General features: G+C 58.7%; 16 protein-coding genes, 1 pseudogene and 1 riboswitch. Of the genes and pseudogenes, 12 read left to right on the top strand and 5 right to left on the bottom strand.

Annotated features, from left to right (window positions below; genetic code table 11):
- Positions 1–143 precede the first annotated feature (143 nt).
- The 3 genes and pseudogenes from M516_RS0119675 to M516_RS24010 all read right to left on the bottom strand — a co-directional run.
- The gene (locus M516_RS0119675) at positions 144–1517 is read right to left on the bottom strand and encodes a sensor histidine kinase (protein WP_029100633.1); all 1374 of its coding nucleotides are present in this window, start codon (positions 1515–1517) and stop codon (positions 144–146) included.
- Positions 1518–2237 (bottom strand): response regulator transcription factor, encoded by a 720-nt coding sequence (locus M516_RS0119670; RefSeq protein WP_029100632.1) that lies wholly within the window; start codon positions 2235–2237, stop codon positions 1518–1520.
- 324 nt (positions 2238–2561) lie between these two features.
- Positions 2562–3080 (bottom strand): annotated as a pseudogene (locus tag M516_RS24010) (C40 family peptidase); the annotation flags it as partial.
- A 5-nt stretch (positions 3081–3085) separates the two neighbouring features.
- A riboswitch (cyclic di-AMP (ydaO/yuaA leader) is annotated at positions 3086–3226 on the bottom strand.
- A 302-nt stretch (positions 3227–3528) separates the two neighbouring features.
- Between M516_RS24010 and M516_RS0119660 the strand changes: the two are divergent.
- The 7 genes from M516_RS0119660 (at position 3529) to prpE (ending at position 8977) form a co-directional block, all read left to right on the top strand.
- Complete coding sequence (locus M516_RS0119660) at positions 3529–3942, top strand: LiaF transmembrane domain-containing protein (protein WP_029100631.1); 414 nt, start codon at positions 3529–3531, stop codon at positions 3940–3942.
- Positions 3943–4026: 84 nt separating this feature from the next.
- Entirely contained in the window at positions 4027–4722 is a 696-nt protein-coding gene (locus M516_RS0119655; protein ID WP_029100630.1) for a PspA/IM30 family protein, read from the top strand.
- Between the two features lie 87 nt (positions 4723–4809).
- Positions 4810–5361 carry a class I SAM-dependent methyltransferase gene (locus M516_RS0119650; RefSeq protein WP_029100629.1) on the top strand — a complete coding sequence of 184 codons (552 nt, stop codon included), beginning with the start codon at positions 4810–4812 and terminating at the stop codon, positions 5359–5361.
- Positions 5362–5402: 41 nt separating this feature from the next.
- A complete protein-coding gene (gene liaF / locus M516_RS0119645; RefSeq protein ID WP_029100628.1) occupies positions 5403–6260 on the top strand; it encodes a cell wall-active antibiotics response protein LiaF in 858 nt (285 codons plus the stop codon).
- Positions 6261–6273: 13 nt separating this feature from the next.
- Entirely contained in the window at positions 6274–7434 is a 1161-nt protein-coding gene (locus M516_RS0119640) for a sensor histidine kinase (protein WP_029100627.1), read from the top strand.
- Positions 7431–8060, top strand: a complete 630-nt coding sequence (locus M516_RS0119635; protein WP_029100626.1) for a response regulator — start codon at positions 7431–7433, stop codon at positions 8058–8060. Before M516_RS0119640 ends, M516_RS0119635 begins: the two co-directional genes overlap by 4 nt.
- A 95-nt stretch (positions 8061–8155) precedes the next feature.
- Positions 8156–8977, top strand: a complete 822-nt coding sequence (prpE, locus tag M516_RS0119630) for a bis(5'-nucleosyl)-tetraphosphatase PrpE (protein WP_029100625.1) — start codon at positions 8156–8158, stop codon at positions 8975–8977.
- 141 nt (positions 8978–9118) lie between these two features.
- Here prpE and M516_RS0119620 read toward each other — a convergent pair whose 3' ends face one another.
- Positions 9119–9871, bottom strand: coding sequence for an N-acetylmuramoyl-L-alanine amidase (locus M516_RS0119620; protein ID WP_029100624.1), 753 nt, complete (start codon positions 9869–9871; stop codon positions 9119–9121).
- A 152-nt stretch (positions 9872–10023) separates the two neighbouring features.
- Between M516_RS0119620 and M516_RS0119615 the strand changes: the two genes are divergently transcribed.
- A complete protein-coding gene (locus M516_RS0119615; RefSeq protein WP_029100623.1) occupies positions 10024–10254 on the top strand; it encodes a YneF family protein in 231 nt (76 codons plus the stop codon).
- A 16-nt stretch (positions 10255–10270) separates the two neighbouring features.
- On the top strand, positions 10271–10456 hold the full coding sequence (locus tag M516_RS0119610) for a hypothetical protein (protein ID WP_029100622.1): 186 nt from the start codon (positions 10271–10273) through the stop codon (positions 10454–10456).
- A 75-nt stretch (positions 10457–10531) separates the two neighbouring features.
- On the opposite strand, the gene M516_RS0119605 is transcribed toward M516_RS0119610, so the two are convergent.
- Positions 10532–11299: a TSUP family transporter gene (locus M516_RS0119605; protein WP_029100621.1), complete on the bottom strand. Its 768-nt coding sequence runs from the start codon at positions 11297–11299 to the stop codon at positions 10532–10534.
- A gap of 194 nt (positions 11300–11493) precedes the next feature.
- On the opposite strand from M516_RS0119605, the gene M516_RS0119600 reads away from it, so the two are divergent.
- The 3 genes from M516_RS0119600 (at position 11494) to M516_RS0119585 (ending at position 13726) form a co-directional block, all read left to right on the top strand.
- Positions 11494–12102, top strand: coding sequence for a superoxide dismutase (locus M516_RS0119600; protein WP_029100620.1), 609 nt, complete (start codon positions 11494–11496; stop codon positions 12100–12102).
- Between the two features lie 306 nt (positions 12103–12408).
- Entirely contained in the window at positions 12409–13203 is a 795-nt protein-coding gene (locus tag M516_RS0119590; protein ID WP_029100618.1) for a dioxygenase family protein, read from the top strand.
- Between the two features lie 73 nt (positions 13204–13276).
- The gene (locus M516_RS0119585) at positions 13277–13726 is read left to right on the top strand and encodes a carboxymuconolactone decarboxylase family protein (protein WP_029100617.1); all 450 of its coding nucleotides are present in this window, start codon (positions 13277–13279) and stop codon (positions 13724–13726) included.
- Positions 13727–13843: the final 117 nt, after the last annotated feature.

Genomic DNA, 13843 nt, shown 5'->3' with positions numbered 1-13843 from the left:
TCTTTCCACCAAAAGCATTGGCCGCTTGGTGTCAGATACCGAACTGGGGGTTATTTATCACGGAAAGCAACACGCTTGCTTACAAATAGTACTTTAGCAGAAAAAAATAAAGCGAATATTAACCATCAATAAATTGAAATAAATTATGGTTGAAAAAACGGGATCGTAAAGGAGAAGCAGCTTCCTACGCCCAGCTCGCTGCTTACGTTGATCACGCCGCCGTGGCGCTGGACGATGCTCTGGCAGATGGTCAAGCCGAGGCCGGTGCCGCCGTTGTTCCGGTTGCGCGATTTGTCCGCGCGGTAAAACTTGGTGAACACCTTGGGCAGGTCCTCCGCCGCGATACCCTCCCCCTTGTCGATCACGGAAAAGAGCACGTGCCCGTCCCGCTGATCGCAGGTAAGCAGGATGGACCCGTTTGGCTTGTTGTAGTAGATGGCGTTGTTCAGCAGGTTTTCCAGCACGCGGCGCAGCTTGGCCTCGTCCGCCTCGATGTGCAGCTCGTTGGAGACGCGCAGCTTCCATTGAAACGACAGCCCCGCCTCCTTGATGCGCACCAGGTAGTCCTCGATGACGCCCTTGACAAAGCTTTTCACGTGGATGCGGCTGATGTTCAGCTTGATTTCCGTGCTTTGCTGGGTGAAATCCTGCAGCTCGTCCAGCAGCTTTTCCAGATCGGCCGTCTTTTCCTCGATCTTGCGCATCTGCTTTTGGATCCGCTTGAGATCGGTGACGCGACCGGACCCGATGTAGGAGGCGTAGCCTTTGATGGTGGTCAGCGGCGTGCGGAAGTCGTGGGCGATGGCCGAGATCAGTTCGGACTGCCGGTCCTCGGCAAGCCGGAGTTCGTCCACCATGTCGGAAAAGTAGCCGAACAACTGGCCAAACTCGTCGTGCGAGCGGTAGGTAAACGAGACGTACCGCTTGCCTTCCCGGATTTCCTGCGTCACGCGGGACAGTTCACTGACCGGCCGCAGGATCCAGCGGACAAAAAAGGTGAGCAGGATGAGGCCGACCAGCGCGATGCTGCCGTAGATGAACCACAGCATCATTGATACGCCTTTGGTGGCGAGAATGTCCGATTCGTCCGTGTAGAAGTAGATGATCGTCTGCCCTTGCCGCGGAGGTTCGTGCTGAAAGTGGTATTCGGCGACCACCTTCAGATCGTTGTTTTCCTGATCGGCCGGACGCGTTTTCAGCGTTTTCAGATTGTAGGCCTGTGACGGTTTGATGTAAATGGGGTTGCCGTCCGCGTCCGTGACCACCATTTTGTACATCAGGTCTTCCGGAAGCTGTGATTCCAGCTCCCGCCGCTCGGTCGGATCCTTGAACACGCTGGAGTTCAACAACTGGTTGACCCGGACCATCTCCGCCGTTTCCTTCTCGTACCGGTACTGGTTGTGCCGGTCCGTCTTCAACTGTTCCACGATGATGTCTTCGAAGACGAACTTGAACAGGAGCAGGTTGAGTACGATCAAGGCGATAAACGAGAGGAACAGCTTGTTCCGGATGCTCATCTACACTTTCTCCCCGATGAACACGTACCCCGTCCCCCATTGCGTTTTGATGAACTGGCGATCCGTCTCCAGTTTTTCGCGCAGGTTTTTGATGTGCACGGTGACCGTGTTGAGCGAGCCGTAGCCGTATCCCCAGACGCGGTCGTAGATCTGCTCCCGCGTGAAGACGATGCCCGCGTTTTCGGCCAAAAAGGTAAGCAGTTGAAACTCCTTGGTGGACAGATCGATCTTTTGGTCGTTGACGTAAACGGAGTACGTTTCCTTGTGAATTTCCAGCCCCTTGAACTTCAGGACGGTAATGGAGGATGCCGAGGTCTCTTTCTCCGCCGCCTCCTCGCTGTGACGGCGAATGCGTTCGTAGCGGCGCAGGTGGGCGCGGATGCGGGCAAGCAGTTCTTCCGTGTCAAACGGCTTGGTGATGTAGTCGTCGGCGCCGATCTCAAAGCCGACCACCTTGTCGACCGCTTTGCCCTTGGCGCTGAGAAAGAGGATGGGCAGCTCCCACTCGCGGCGAATCTGCGAGCAGAGCTCGTAGCCGCTCATGCCGGGCATCATGATGTCGAGCAGAATCAGGTTGGGCTTGGTGCCCGACTTCAGCAGTTCCAGCGCCTGCTCGCTGCTCTGCGCCGTGGAAACGTCGTATCCTTCGCTTCCCAAAATATCTTCCAGCAGCTCGAGTATTTCCTCGTTGTCGTCCACAATCAAAACATGGTCTTTCACCGGTACTCTCCCCCAGTCACCACATGTGTTCTGGTCCTATTCCTTTTATCATATCACGGTTTGCCCGCACGCGGGGACATAATCCCGTCCTTCCCGCCCAGACAGTCCAGGCAGCGTCGAAAAACGGATGTTACTACCTCTTGACACCAGGTACTAAACAAAGCCAGAAAAAGCCAGAGACCTGTCGTCCCTGGCTTGTACGCTGTGCGTCGATTACTGCTGCTGCCGCGGTTGTGATTGCTGCTGCTGTTGCTGTTGCTGTTGAGTTTGCTGCTGTTGTGGAGTCTGCGGCTGTTGTTTCGATTGTTCTTGCTGCCGCTGCGGCTGCTGCTTCGCATCGGGCAGCGATGCTGCTTGTACCGGTTTCTTTTTCTGTGGAGCCTCGGCAATGGCCTCAAGCACAGGCAGGGCAATCCGTTTGGCGCCCACAAAGCGCTTGCCCCAGTAATACGGATCGTTCAGCCTCGTGTTGACGACTCCTTTGCCGCTCTCCGCGTGTACAAACATGCCGTTTCCGATGTAGATGCCCACGTGTGAAACGCTGCGCCCGTTGGTGTTGAAAAAGACCAGGTCACCCGGCTGGAGATCGCTGCGGGACACCGGTACTCCCAACTTGAATTGGGCAGACGACGAATGAGGCAGATCTACACCCAGCGCGTCAAACACATAGCGCGTAAAACCGGAGCAGTCAAATCCGTTTTTGGTCGTGCCGGACGACTTGTAAGGAGCGCCGTACAGGTCGTTGACGACACCCATCAAGGAAGATTCCTCCTGGGCGTGTGCAGCGCCGGCTCCCATTGCAAGCATCCCGGCGATGAAGAGTGTAACCACCGTTTTGCGCAAGAGAAACTGCTCCTTTCCTGAGCCTACGAGGTTAGCTGATGGGTTCGGTCGAAAGGATTGCCCTAGGCGGCCGGCAACGGCTGCCATTCACCCCGAAAAACGTGGGTCCCCCGTTTCCGCATAGCGGAATTCGGCTAATTTCGATGTTTTTTTACACGCACTCCAGCACAATTCAACACGTGTCCGATTTTTCCTGTCTTTTTGCTTGGTTGTTCACAATTTTGTCACAAAATGTTGTCATAAATCGGAAACGATTCGTGTCGACCATGCCGGCGCACGATTCGCCAAAGCGCGGGTGCATGCTTGTCCGATTGCGGAAGGAAGGCGTCTCCGCCCCGGGACGGAGGGAAAAACCAACCGCCCGCCCGTTATGGCGAGCCCTGTCAGCCGTCTACAATAAAGCCATGAGGGTGACACCCAAACAAAGTCGATGGGAGGGTAGCAGTTGATGAGCGAGCGGTCTGGAAAAGTGCTTCTCGGACTGGTCCTGCTGCTCATAGGCGGGTTGGTCTTGCTGGATCAGATCGGCATTGACGGCGGCGATCTGCTCGGTGTGCTGATTCCCGGGCTGATCATGCTGTACGGCGCTCGCAAAGTGATGGGAAGTTCAGGTTCGCGGTTTACCGGCGTACTGATCTTTCTGTTCGGGTTCCTGATGCTGATCGGCAAGCTGCATCTGCTGTTTCACGCCGTGCTGGCCATCGGGGTCATTTACCTGGGCTTCCGCTTGCTTCGCCAACGGGATGTGCCGGACCATCCGGTTCCGACCGTCTGGGAGCGGCAGTGGGCACAGCGCGTGCTGCGAGAAGATGACGCATTGGATCGATGGGAGCAAAGCGTAACCAAGCGGCAGCAGCCGTAATCCCCGCGCCGGCATGGCCGGGTCGCAGGACAAGGATGTTAAAACAACCATGATCATGTGATATGATGAGGAGGACAAGTGACAATGGGTATCTTGAAACGCTTGCGTGATTTGACGGTGGCTTCGGTGAACGACGTGCTGGATTCGATGGAAGATCCGGTGGTAATGCTGAACCAGTACATGCGTGACATGGAAGTGGAGATCGGCCAGGTGGAAGTGGCCGTCGCCCGTCAGGTGGCGCTGGAGAAGAAATTCCGCCAGCAGTGGGAAGAGGCGCTCGCCCTCGTGGAAAAACGGGATCGCCAGGTAAAACTGGCGCTTACCGAAGGCGAAGACGAACTGGCGCGCCGCGCGCTTGCCGACAAGAAGCAGTACGAAGCGCGTGCCCAGGAGTACGAGGCGCTCTACCAGTCCGCTTCGGAAGCGGCGCAAAAGATGCGCGAAAAGCTGGCTGAGCTGAAAGAAGAGTTTTACAAGATGCGGGCGAAAAAATACACCCTGATGGCCCGCGCCCAAGTAGCCAAGACGCAGAAGCAGGTGAATCAGGCCATCGTCGGGATGGGCAGCGAAACGGCGAGCCACGGATTTGCCCGGATGGAAGAAAAAGTGATGCGCATGGAGGCGGAAGCGGATTTAAGCGGCCAGTGGCGCAAGACCAGCGCAGGCTTGGACCACTCCCTGAGCAAATGGGAGAAGGACGACCTGGACGCCGAACTGGCGAAGATCAAAGCCTCCCTGCTTGAACAGAAGGAAACGCCGCAGCAAACGGAACAGGCGTAAGCGAGAGGAACGGCGGCGTTTGATGTAGAATAGAACCAAAGGCAGCCTGGGAAACAGGCTGCTTTTCCCCTAGAGGAGGTTCTTTTTTTGGCAGACTTCTTGGTGTTTTTGCGACGGTTTATCGCCGAACCCGGACGTGTCGGCAGCATCATCCCCAGCTCCCGGTTTCTCTGCGCGCGCATGCTGAGCCGCGTGGATTGGGCAAACGCTGGCGTCATCGTTGAACTGGGGCCGGGCACGGGTGTGTTTACCCAGGCCATTCTCCAGAAAAAGCGGCCGGACGCCCGTTATCTTCTGGTTGAGCGTGATCCCCAGTTTCGGGCCGTGCTGCGCGACCGGTTTCCCGAGGTGCCGATTCGGGAAGAGGCCATGAAGCTTGGCCAGTATATGGAGGAAATGAGGTTGGGCAAAGCCGACGTAATCATCTCGGGCCTTCCTTTTGCCATCTTTCCGGAAACGCTGCGCACCGGCATTCTGGACCAAATTCAATCCGTGCTGGCCCCCGGCGGGCTGTTCATCACGTTTCAATACTCGCTGCAACTGCAATCGGAGCTGCAGGCGCGGTTTCAACGGGTGGAGACGGGTTTCACGCCGTTGAACATTCCGCCTGCGTTTATCTATACATGCCGTAACGGTTGAAAGGAAAATGAGCGGCATGGGGCGTAAGAGAGGAGACTCCTGTGAAACTGTCCCGCTTGCACAAAATGACGGCTGGTGTTCTGATCATTTTGACGGGCATTGGCCTGTTGCTCGACACCTTGCATATCATTTCGTTCAGTTTGTTCAGCCTGTGGCCGATGGTGTTGGTGTACGTCGGCGTGCGCATGTGGGAGAAGCAAAAACGCATCAGAGGCGGCCTTTTGGCCGGGTTTGGCGTCCTCATCGCGCTGGACATGTGGTTTGGCGTGGGATTCCATGACCTGTTCCATTTCGTCGTCCCTCTGGCGTTGATCTATTTTGGCTTCCGCCTGATCCGGGGGCGCTCGCGGCGGCGCGACGGACGAGCGGACACGGTCGGTGACTCGGGCGGTTTCTCCCCGGTGTGGGACACGCCGGACGATGCGCCGTTTTACCAAAAGGCGGCTCGCTGGGCCAAGCAAAAAGGATACGGGCCTGTCTTCGAGGACCGGGTGGAGACGCCGTTTCACCCCGGCTGCATTCTGCGGCCCAAGGATACCCGCAGTTCGCTGATCGGCGATTTTCATCTCACGTCCGGAAGGTTTGAACTGGATCAACTGCACATTTGGCACGGCATCGGGGATGTGGTGATCGACCTGTCGCGGGCGATGGTGATGCAGGAGGAAGCGTTCCTGACTGTCGACGGCTGGGTGGGGGACGTCACCATATACGTGCCGGTCGACATGCCGGTTGCCGTTACCGCCGAGGTGAGCATTGGCGACCTGGAAGTGTTTGGACACCGGCAAGGCGGCATCAGCCGCAGCGTGATGGTCCGCTCCGAGCAGTACGAGCAGGCCGCTCAAAAAGTGCATTTGCAAATCTCGCTGCTTGTCGGCGATATAAAAGTCAAGTACATCTAGGGGGTACTGACCGATGCGTCGACAGCGATTAGCGAGCGTACAATGGCAGTACGTGCGGTTCGGCCTGATGCTGGCCATCGGCACGGTAACCGCCACGTTCCTCTGTTTCCTTTTGCTGCACATCGCCTGGGCCAACGATCCGGAGATCCGCCGCCTCTACTCGACGCTGGCGGATGACCCGGAACTGAGCCGGTGGCTTGACAACAATCTGCAGATTCAACTGCCGGCCGAGCCGGATTGGATGATCATGCTGGCCGCCTTCGCCGTTTCGCTTGCGGTGGGGACGGTCATGGGCGTGATCGGCGGCTACATTTTCGGCAACCTGTTGAAAAAGCGGCTGTACGTGCTGGGCGAAGCGACCATGAATCTGAGCCGCGGCCTCTTGTCCTACCGCGTGCCCGATCTGGGCGCGGACGAGATCGGCGAGCTGGGCTGGCAGTTCAACCGCCTGGCGTCGCAGTGGGAAGATCAGGTGGCGTCGCTGCAGCGGCTGTCCAATCACAACGCCGCGCTGGCGGAGCAGTTGAAACAGGCGGCCGTCACGGAAGAGCGGCAGCGGCTCGCCCGCGAGCTGCACGATGCCGTCAGCCAGCAGTTGTTTGCCATCGCGATGACCACAGCCGCCTTGAAGCGGCTGGTGGAGAAAAATCCACAGCGCGCCGCCCAGCAGATCGAACTGGTGGAGGAGATGGCGGCGGCGGCCCAGGCGGAGATGAGGGCACTCCTGCTGCATCTCCGTCCGGCCACGCTGCAGAACAAGACGCTGAAGGAAGCGATTGTCGATCTGCTGGAAGAACTGGCGCGGAAAAACGCGCTCGCGATCTCCTGGGAAATCGAAGACGTGGAGGGCCTGCCCAGCGGCATTGAGGATCACCTGTTCCGCATCCTGCAGGAGTCCCTTTCCAACACGCTGCGCCACGCCCGCGCCAGCCAGATTGCGGTGAAGCTGTTTACGCTGCAGGGACAGGTCCGGCTGCGGGTGACGGACGACGGGGTCGGGTTTGATCCGGAAGGCGAAAAACTGACCTCCTACGGTCTTCGGAGCATGCGCGAGCGCGTGGCGGAACTGGGCGGATCGCTTGACATTTATTCTGCGGTGGGAAAAGGGACGCAAATCGAGGTGCGCATCCCGGTGATGCCGCAAACGGAACGGGAAGGGAGAGAGCATCCGTGATTCGCGTATTGTTGGTGGATGATCACGAGATGGTGCGGATGGGCTTGGCCGCCTATCTGTCCACGGAAGAAGACATTGAGGTGGTGGCCGAAGCGGCGAGCGGAGAGGAAGGCGTACGGCTGGCGGTGGAGCTGAAACCGGACGTCGTCCTGATGGATCTGGTCATGGATGGCATCGGCGGCGTGGAAGCCACCCGCCGCATCCGGGAGCATTGCCCCTCCTGCAAGGTGATCGTGCTGACCAGCTTTATCGACGACGAAAAGGTGTACCCGGTGATTGAAGCGGGAGCGTTCAGCTACCTGCTGAAGACCTCGCGCGCCGCCGAAATCGCCCGCGCCATCCGTGCCGCCGTGGCCGGAGAACCGGTGCTGGAATCCCGCGTGGCCGGCAAGATCATGGCCCGCTTTCGCCACGGTCAGGAGCCGCTCCCTCATGAGCAGCTCACCCCGCGTGAGCTGGAAGTGCTGAAGCTGATCGGCCAGGGAAAATCCAACCAGGAGATCGCCGATGAACTGATCATCGGCATCAAGACCGTCAAAACGCACGTCAGCAACATTTTGGCCAAGCTGGATGTGGAGGACCGGACGCAAGCCGCCATCTACGTGCATAAACACAACCTCGTGTGACCGTGCAGCGCTCACCCTGGAAAAAGGGGTGAGTTTTTTTCTTTTTTATGGTAAACAATAGAAAGTAATAGATATTTGGAAAGGAGGGGATGGGCATGAAGCACAAACCGCGGGCGCGCTCCAAAATGCTGGCGGCGGACAGGGGCGTCGACATCATCGGCGACGTGCACGGCTGTTACGACGAATTTATGGAGCTGCTGCGGCGGCTCGGCTATGAGCGCAGTCACGACGGGACGTACCGCCATCCCCGCGGCCGCACGCTCCTTTCCCTCGGAGACATTACCAGTCGCGGGCCGGATTCGATCAAGATGCTGCAGTTTTTCATCCGCCACGTCGAAGTCGGGGTGGCGGAGATGGTGGACAGCAACCACGGGTGGAAGATTGCCCGCTGGCTGGACGGACGATCGGTCACGCTGGCGCATGGCGATGAAAAAGTGGAGGAGGAGTTCCGCCGCTTTGAGCAGGAGCACGGAGCGAAACAAACGCTGCTCCTGAAAGAGCAGAGCAGACGGCTGCTGTTTTCCTCCCCGTCGCACATGATGATCAAATACGGCGGAAAACTGGCGGCGGTGGCGGTTCACGCCGGCATCCGCGACGATTACATCGGGATGGAGTCTCCATCCGTGCAGACCTTTTGCCGGTACGGAGACGTGGCCGGCATGGGAGCGGACGGCCGGCCGATCCGTCGGGATTGGGCGGCGGAACGAAAAGCGACCCATCCGCTGATCGTCTGGGGGCACGACCCCCGTCCCCAACCGGAACAAAAAAACGGCACGCTCAACATCGACCAGGGATGCGTGTTCGGCGGGATGCTGACCGCCTACCGCTTTCCCGAAGACGACCTGATGAGCGTGCCGGCCAGAGAGAATTATTCGGGTCTGAGCGACACCCCTCTGACGCGTTACGCTTCGGAGTGAAGCCGGTGCGCCTGCCGTCCGCGCCGGCGGGAACCGGTCCGCTGCTGCATGGCGTTCTTCGCCGTGACGCGCATACCCACGGCGGCAAATGCAGCCGTTATCCCCTCCGTTCGTGACCGCTTCCCGTCAAGGAAAGCCGCCTCAACCGGGGGCTCGCAATTTTTCGTACAGACGTTTGAGCACAACCGCTTCGGCCCACAGCGGAAGCGGCTGGTCCGGCTGACGCCGCCAGTCCTCGGTGGTAAGCAGTCCCTGCTCGTACATCCAGTCGATCGCGTCCCGCTTCCATTCGGGCATGTCGCCGTTTTCGCCGCTGCCGGGGGCGGACGGCGCCGGCGGTCGGTACGCCAATTGGGCGTATTCGCAAAAGGCACGGACGACCGCTTCCGCCAGCTCGCGCCAGTCGCGCTGGATTTTCTCCGCGTCCAGCGGATTGTCGGCAAAGCCGTACTCCACGATGACGGTTTCGACGCTGCCGGTCTCCCGGTGCATGTAGTAGTAATCGAGGTTCGGATTATTGGGCAGCGTCCGGGTAAAGATTCGCCGGTTGGGCATGCCGGCCGCCTCCAGTTCGTCCTTGATCAGGCGCGGCAGGGCTGCCGAAGCGTGGATGGAGTAGATGACCTCCGACCCTCTTCCGCCGCCCGCGTTGATGTGGTTGGAGATGCAGCAGCGGGCGCCGCTGTTGCGGACCAGCGCCGTCCGCGCTTCGCTCGACAGGGTGGTATCGTTGTCCGTACGGGTGATGGCGACCGGTATCTGCAGCTCCTGGAACCGGCGGTATTGATACAGGGAGATGGCAAGCGTCATCTCCTTCTCGACAAACAGTTTGTTGGTGCCGCCGCCGGGATCGACACCGCCGTGGCCCGGGTCCAGGATCAGGATGGGAGCCATGTGATCGTCACCTCCTGCAATCATCGTATGCCGGGCGGCGCCGGCATGCCGAAGGCGACCTACCCAAATTCCTCGTGTCCGCGATGTACAGAGTCGGCAGTTGTGGTACAATAGGAACGACTGTAATTCCAAAAGAGGATGGTAATGAATAGATGGCTTGGTACAACTGGGTAATCCCGATCGTTACGCTGATTATCGGCCTCGTGGGCGGATTTGCCGGCGGCACTTATTACCTGAAGAAGCAGCTGCAGAACATGCAGATGGATGAAAAGCAGCTGCAGGCGATGGCCCGCTCGATGGGCGTCAATCTGAATCAAAAGCAGTTGAAGCAAATGAGCCGCACCATGAAAAACATGAAGATGCCCAACAAATTCGGCAAGTAAGGCGGTGGGGATGCGAATGGGTCCGACCCGTCTGCGCTACACGATGATTGGTTTTATTCTCGGCGTGATCATCGTCTATGTGAAAGCACTGCCGGTAAGCGAAGGGGTTCGCTTCGCTTCCCCTTTTTACGGCGCGGGGATCGGCCTGTTGATCGACGGCATCATCGTGCGCCTGAAGGAGCGAAAAGGGAATCAAAAATGAAAGAAGCTTGGCGGGACCGCCAAGCTTTTTGTATGGGCCCGGCCCAGTTTTCGGCCGGCACGCCGCTTCCCGCGTTTACGTGAAAATCAGCTCGTAAATCATTTTGGTAATCAGGCTGATGGACACCAGCAAAAACAGCGGGCGGACGTAGCGGACGCCCGTCTTGATCGCCAGCCGCGCGCCCAGGGAAGCTCCCAAGAGCATCGCGATCCCCATCGTCAGGCCGGTGAGGAAAATCACCTTGCCTTCGACGATAAAGACGAACAGCGCGGCGATGTTGCTGGCCAGGTTGAGAATGCGTCCGTTTCCGGCGGCGATCACAAAGTCGTAGCCGAACAAGAGCACCATCAGGAAGACGAAAAACGAACCGGTCCCCGGCCCAAAGAAGCCGTCATAAAAGCCGATCAGAAACGTCAGGGGAATCCCCAACCCCAGCGAAAATCTGGTCAGTCCTTTAAAGCTGGACGTTTCGCCAAACCGCTTGTTGATGAGCGTGTAGACAAAAATGGCGGCCATCATCACGATGACCAGCACTTTCAGCACTTCCTGCGGGACAAACAGGACCGTTTTGGCCCCCAGGTAGGCGCCGACCAGCGAGACGGGAAACAGCAGGGCCATCAGCTTTTTGTCGTATTTGCCCATCCGGATAAAGGTCACGGAGCTGGTCGCCGATGAAATGGTTCCCGCCAGCTTGTTGGTCCCCAGCGCCAGATACGGGGGAATGCCAAGGCCGAGCAGCGCCGGCAGGGAGATCAGCCCTCCGCCCCCCACCGTACTGTCGATGAAGGCGGCCACGAATCCGAAGAATGCGAGAAACAATATGGTAGTTACGTCCAGGTCCACGTATAATCACCCTGCTTGTCGGAAATATGGGAATACTCCAAGTCTAGCATGGCGGTTCCGCATTGCAAGATAGTAATGAATGATATATGCTGCAAGATTACGATACTTAGCATACCGATTTGTTGTAAAAGTGCCCTGCTTGCATTATAATAAGTGGTAGCTTGACCCATACATATTACGAGGAGGAATGAAGAATGGCACACCAACTTCCTGAACTGCCTTACGCGTACAACGCGCTGGAGCCTCACATCGACGCGCAGACCATGGAGATCCACCACGGACGTCACCATGCTACCTATGTGAACAACCTGAATGCTGCCCTGGAAGGTCACGCCGACCTGCAATCCAAGAGCGTGGAAGAACTGATCAGCAATCTGGACGCGCTGCCGGAGTCCATCCGCACCGCGGTTCGCAACAACGGCGGCGGCCATGCCAACCATACCCTGTTCTGGCAAATCATGAGCCCGAACGGCGGCGGCGCTCCGTCCGGCGCGCTGGCTGACGCCATCAACGCGGCTTTCGGCAGCTTTGACAACTTCAAGGCTGAGTTCACCAAAGCGGCAACCACCCGTTTCGGTTCCGGTTGGGCTTGGCTGGTAGTGGACGGCGGCAAGCTGGCCATCACGTCTACGCCGAACCAAGACAGCCCGATCATGGAAGGCAAAACGCCGATCCTCGGTCTGGACGTGTGGGAGCACGCGTACTACCTGAAGTATCAAAACAAGCGCCCGGACTACATCAACGCTTTCTGGAACGTCGTCAACTGGGACGAAGTAAGCAAGCGCTTTGAAGCAGCGAAGTAATCACAGCGATTGTCCGTGAATGAAAAAGGCATGCCGCTTTTTGTGCGGCATGCCTTTTTGGCGTTTCGAGCGAACGCGGCTGACGGAGGATAGCGGCCGCCACGCCGGCGGATTTGACCGCAGTTGCACGCGGCAGTTTCTCATGACGGCCCCTGCGGCCGAATCCTGCCCGGTGCAGGGCGCGGCAGGCACCGTTCTCATCACGGAAGAAACGGAGAAACACGGGGGATAGCAAAAAACGTCCGGATCTGTTATAATAGTTACAAAAAGTAACCTACTGACAAAAATAAATCGGAGTGAAAAAACATGATGCCTTCCCTGTTTATCGCCCACGGAGCGCCCACGCTGGCGATTGAGAAAAACGAGTACACGGACGCGCTGCAGGATTTGGCCGGCCGATTGAAACGTCCCCGGGCCGTCGTGATTCTGTCCGCTCACTGGGAGAGTCCGGTTCAGGAAATCGGTTCAGCCGACGTGTACGGCACCATTCACGACTTCGGCGGCTTCCCCCGCGAACTGTATGAGATCCAGTATCCCGCTCCCGGCGATCGGCTGCTGGCGGAAGAGACGGCGGCCCTGCTGCGGTCGGCAGGCGTCCCGGTCCGCTTCCATCCGGCGCGTGGCTTGGATCACGGCGCCTGGGTGGTGCTGCGGCTGATGTACCCGGATGCCGACATTCCCGTGGTGCCCCTTTCCGTCAACCCTGCTCTCGCTCCGGAAGAACAGTACGCCATCGGCAGGGCGCTGAGCCCGCTGCGCCGGCGTGACATTCTGGTCATCGGCAGCGGCGGTACGGTGCACAACTTTGCCAAAATGAACATGCGGGCAGAGCCGGGGCGGGCGGACGAGTGGGCGGTCCTGTTTGAAGAATGGCTCCGGGAAAAACTGACCGCCTGGGATCTTCCCGCATTGTACCGCTACCGGGAGCTGGCTCCTTATGCGGAATGGGCGGTCCCCCGGCACGGCAGCGAACACTTTGTCCCGCTCCTCTACGCCATGGGAGCCGCCGACGATGAACGCTGTGCCGAACGGCTGCATCTCAGCTTCCAGTTGGGCAGCCTGAGCCACGTGATCTGGCAATTTGGCGCGGGGCCGGCCTGATTTTGTCACAACCTCGTCGCCTTGGTCGTCTCAGAGAGTGAAAGACCAATGCGATGAGGAAAGGACGATGTACATGAAAGCACGAATGAACTACCGCGCGGCCAACCCGCAGGCATTCCAGGCCATGTTTCAACTGGAGAAGTACGTCAGGGAATCGGGGCTGGACGAGACGCTGCTGGAACTGGTGAAAATTCGCGCCTCCCAGTTGAACGGCTGCGCGTTTTGCCTCGACATGCACACAAAAGAGGCGAGAAGCAAAGGGGAAACGGAACAGCGGCTGTACCTGCTGAACGCCTGGAGGGAGTCCGCCGTCTACACGGATGCCGAGCGGGCTGCCCTGGCGCTGACGGAGGCCGTCACCCTGATTGCCGAACGGGGAGTCCCGGACGAGGTGTACCAACAGGCGCGCGCTCATTTTGGCGAAGCGGAGCTGACGGCCCTCTTGATGGCGATTGTCACGATCAACGGCTGGAACCGGCTGGCCATCGCCACCGGGCAGATCGCCCCGTTTTCGCTGGAGTGACCGGATAACCCGTATGCCGCTCGCAGAGGCGAGGGCTGCCGAGGCGGCCCGGCCGGTGTAACCGCCGTCCGGTCCCCGGTTCGGGCGGCATAACGGCCGGGGTGCAGCCGTCCAGTC

Source organism: Brevibacillus thermoruber 423, from assembly GCF_000454065.1.
Taxonomy (GTDB): Bacteria; Bacillota; Bacilli; order Brevibacillales; family Brevibacillaceae; genus Brevibacillus; species Brevibacillus thermoruber.
Note: the sequence above shows the minus strand (reverse complement) of the source record. Positions and strands in the feature narration are given on the sequence as shown.

Coding starts and splice junctions, on each gene's coding strand:
- M516_RS0119675 (WP_029100633.1), bottom strand. CDS start 1,517: ATGAGCATCCGGAACAAGCTGTTCCTCTCGTTTATCGCCTTGATCGTA.
- M516_RS0119660 (WP_029100631.1), top strand. CDS start 3,529: ATGAGCGAGCGGTCTGGAAAAGTGCTTCTCGGACTGGTCCTGCTGCTC.
- M516_RS0119655 (WP_029100630.1), top strand. CDS start 4,027: ATGGGTATCTTGAAACGCTTGCGTGATTTGACGGTGGCTTCGGTGAAC.
- M516_RS0119640 (WP_029100627.1), top strand. CDS start 6,274: ATGCGTCGACAGCGATTAGCGAGCGTACAATGGCAGTACGTGCGGTTC.
- prpE (WP_029100625.1), top strand. CDS start 8,156: ATGAAGCACAAACCGCGGGCGCGCTCCAAAATGCTGGCGGCGGACAGG.
- M516_RS0119620 (WP_029100624.1), bottom strand. CDS start 9,871: ATGGCTCCCATCCTGATCCTGGACCCGGGCCACGGCGGTGTCGATCCC.
- M516_RS0119615 (WP_029100623.1), top strand. CDS start 10,024: ATGGCTTGGTACAACTGGGTAATCCCGATCGTTACGCTGATTATCGGC.
- M516_RS0119610 (WP_029100622.1), top strand. CDS start 10,271: ATGGGTCCGACCCGTCTGCGCTACACGATGATTGGTTTTATTCTCGGC.
- M516_RS0119600 (WP_029100620.1), top strand. CDS start 11,494: ATGGCACACCAACTTCCTGAACTGCCTTACGCGTACAACGCGCTGGAG.
- M516_RS0119590 (WP_029100618.1), top strand. CDS start 12,409: ATGATGCCTTCCCTGTTTATCGCCCACGGAGCGCCCACGCTGGCGATT.
- M516_RS0119585 (WP_029100617.1), top strand. CDS start 13,277: ATGAAAGCACGAATGAACTACCGCGCGGCCAACCCGCAGGCATTCCAG.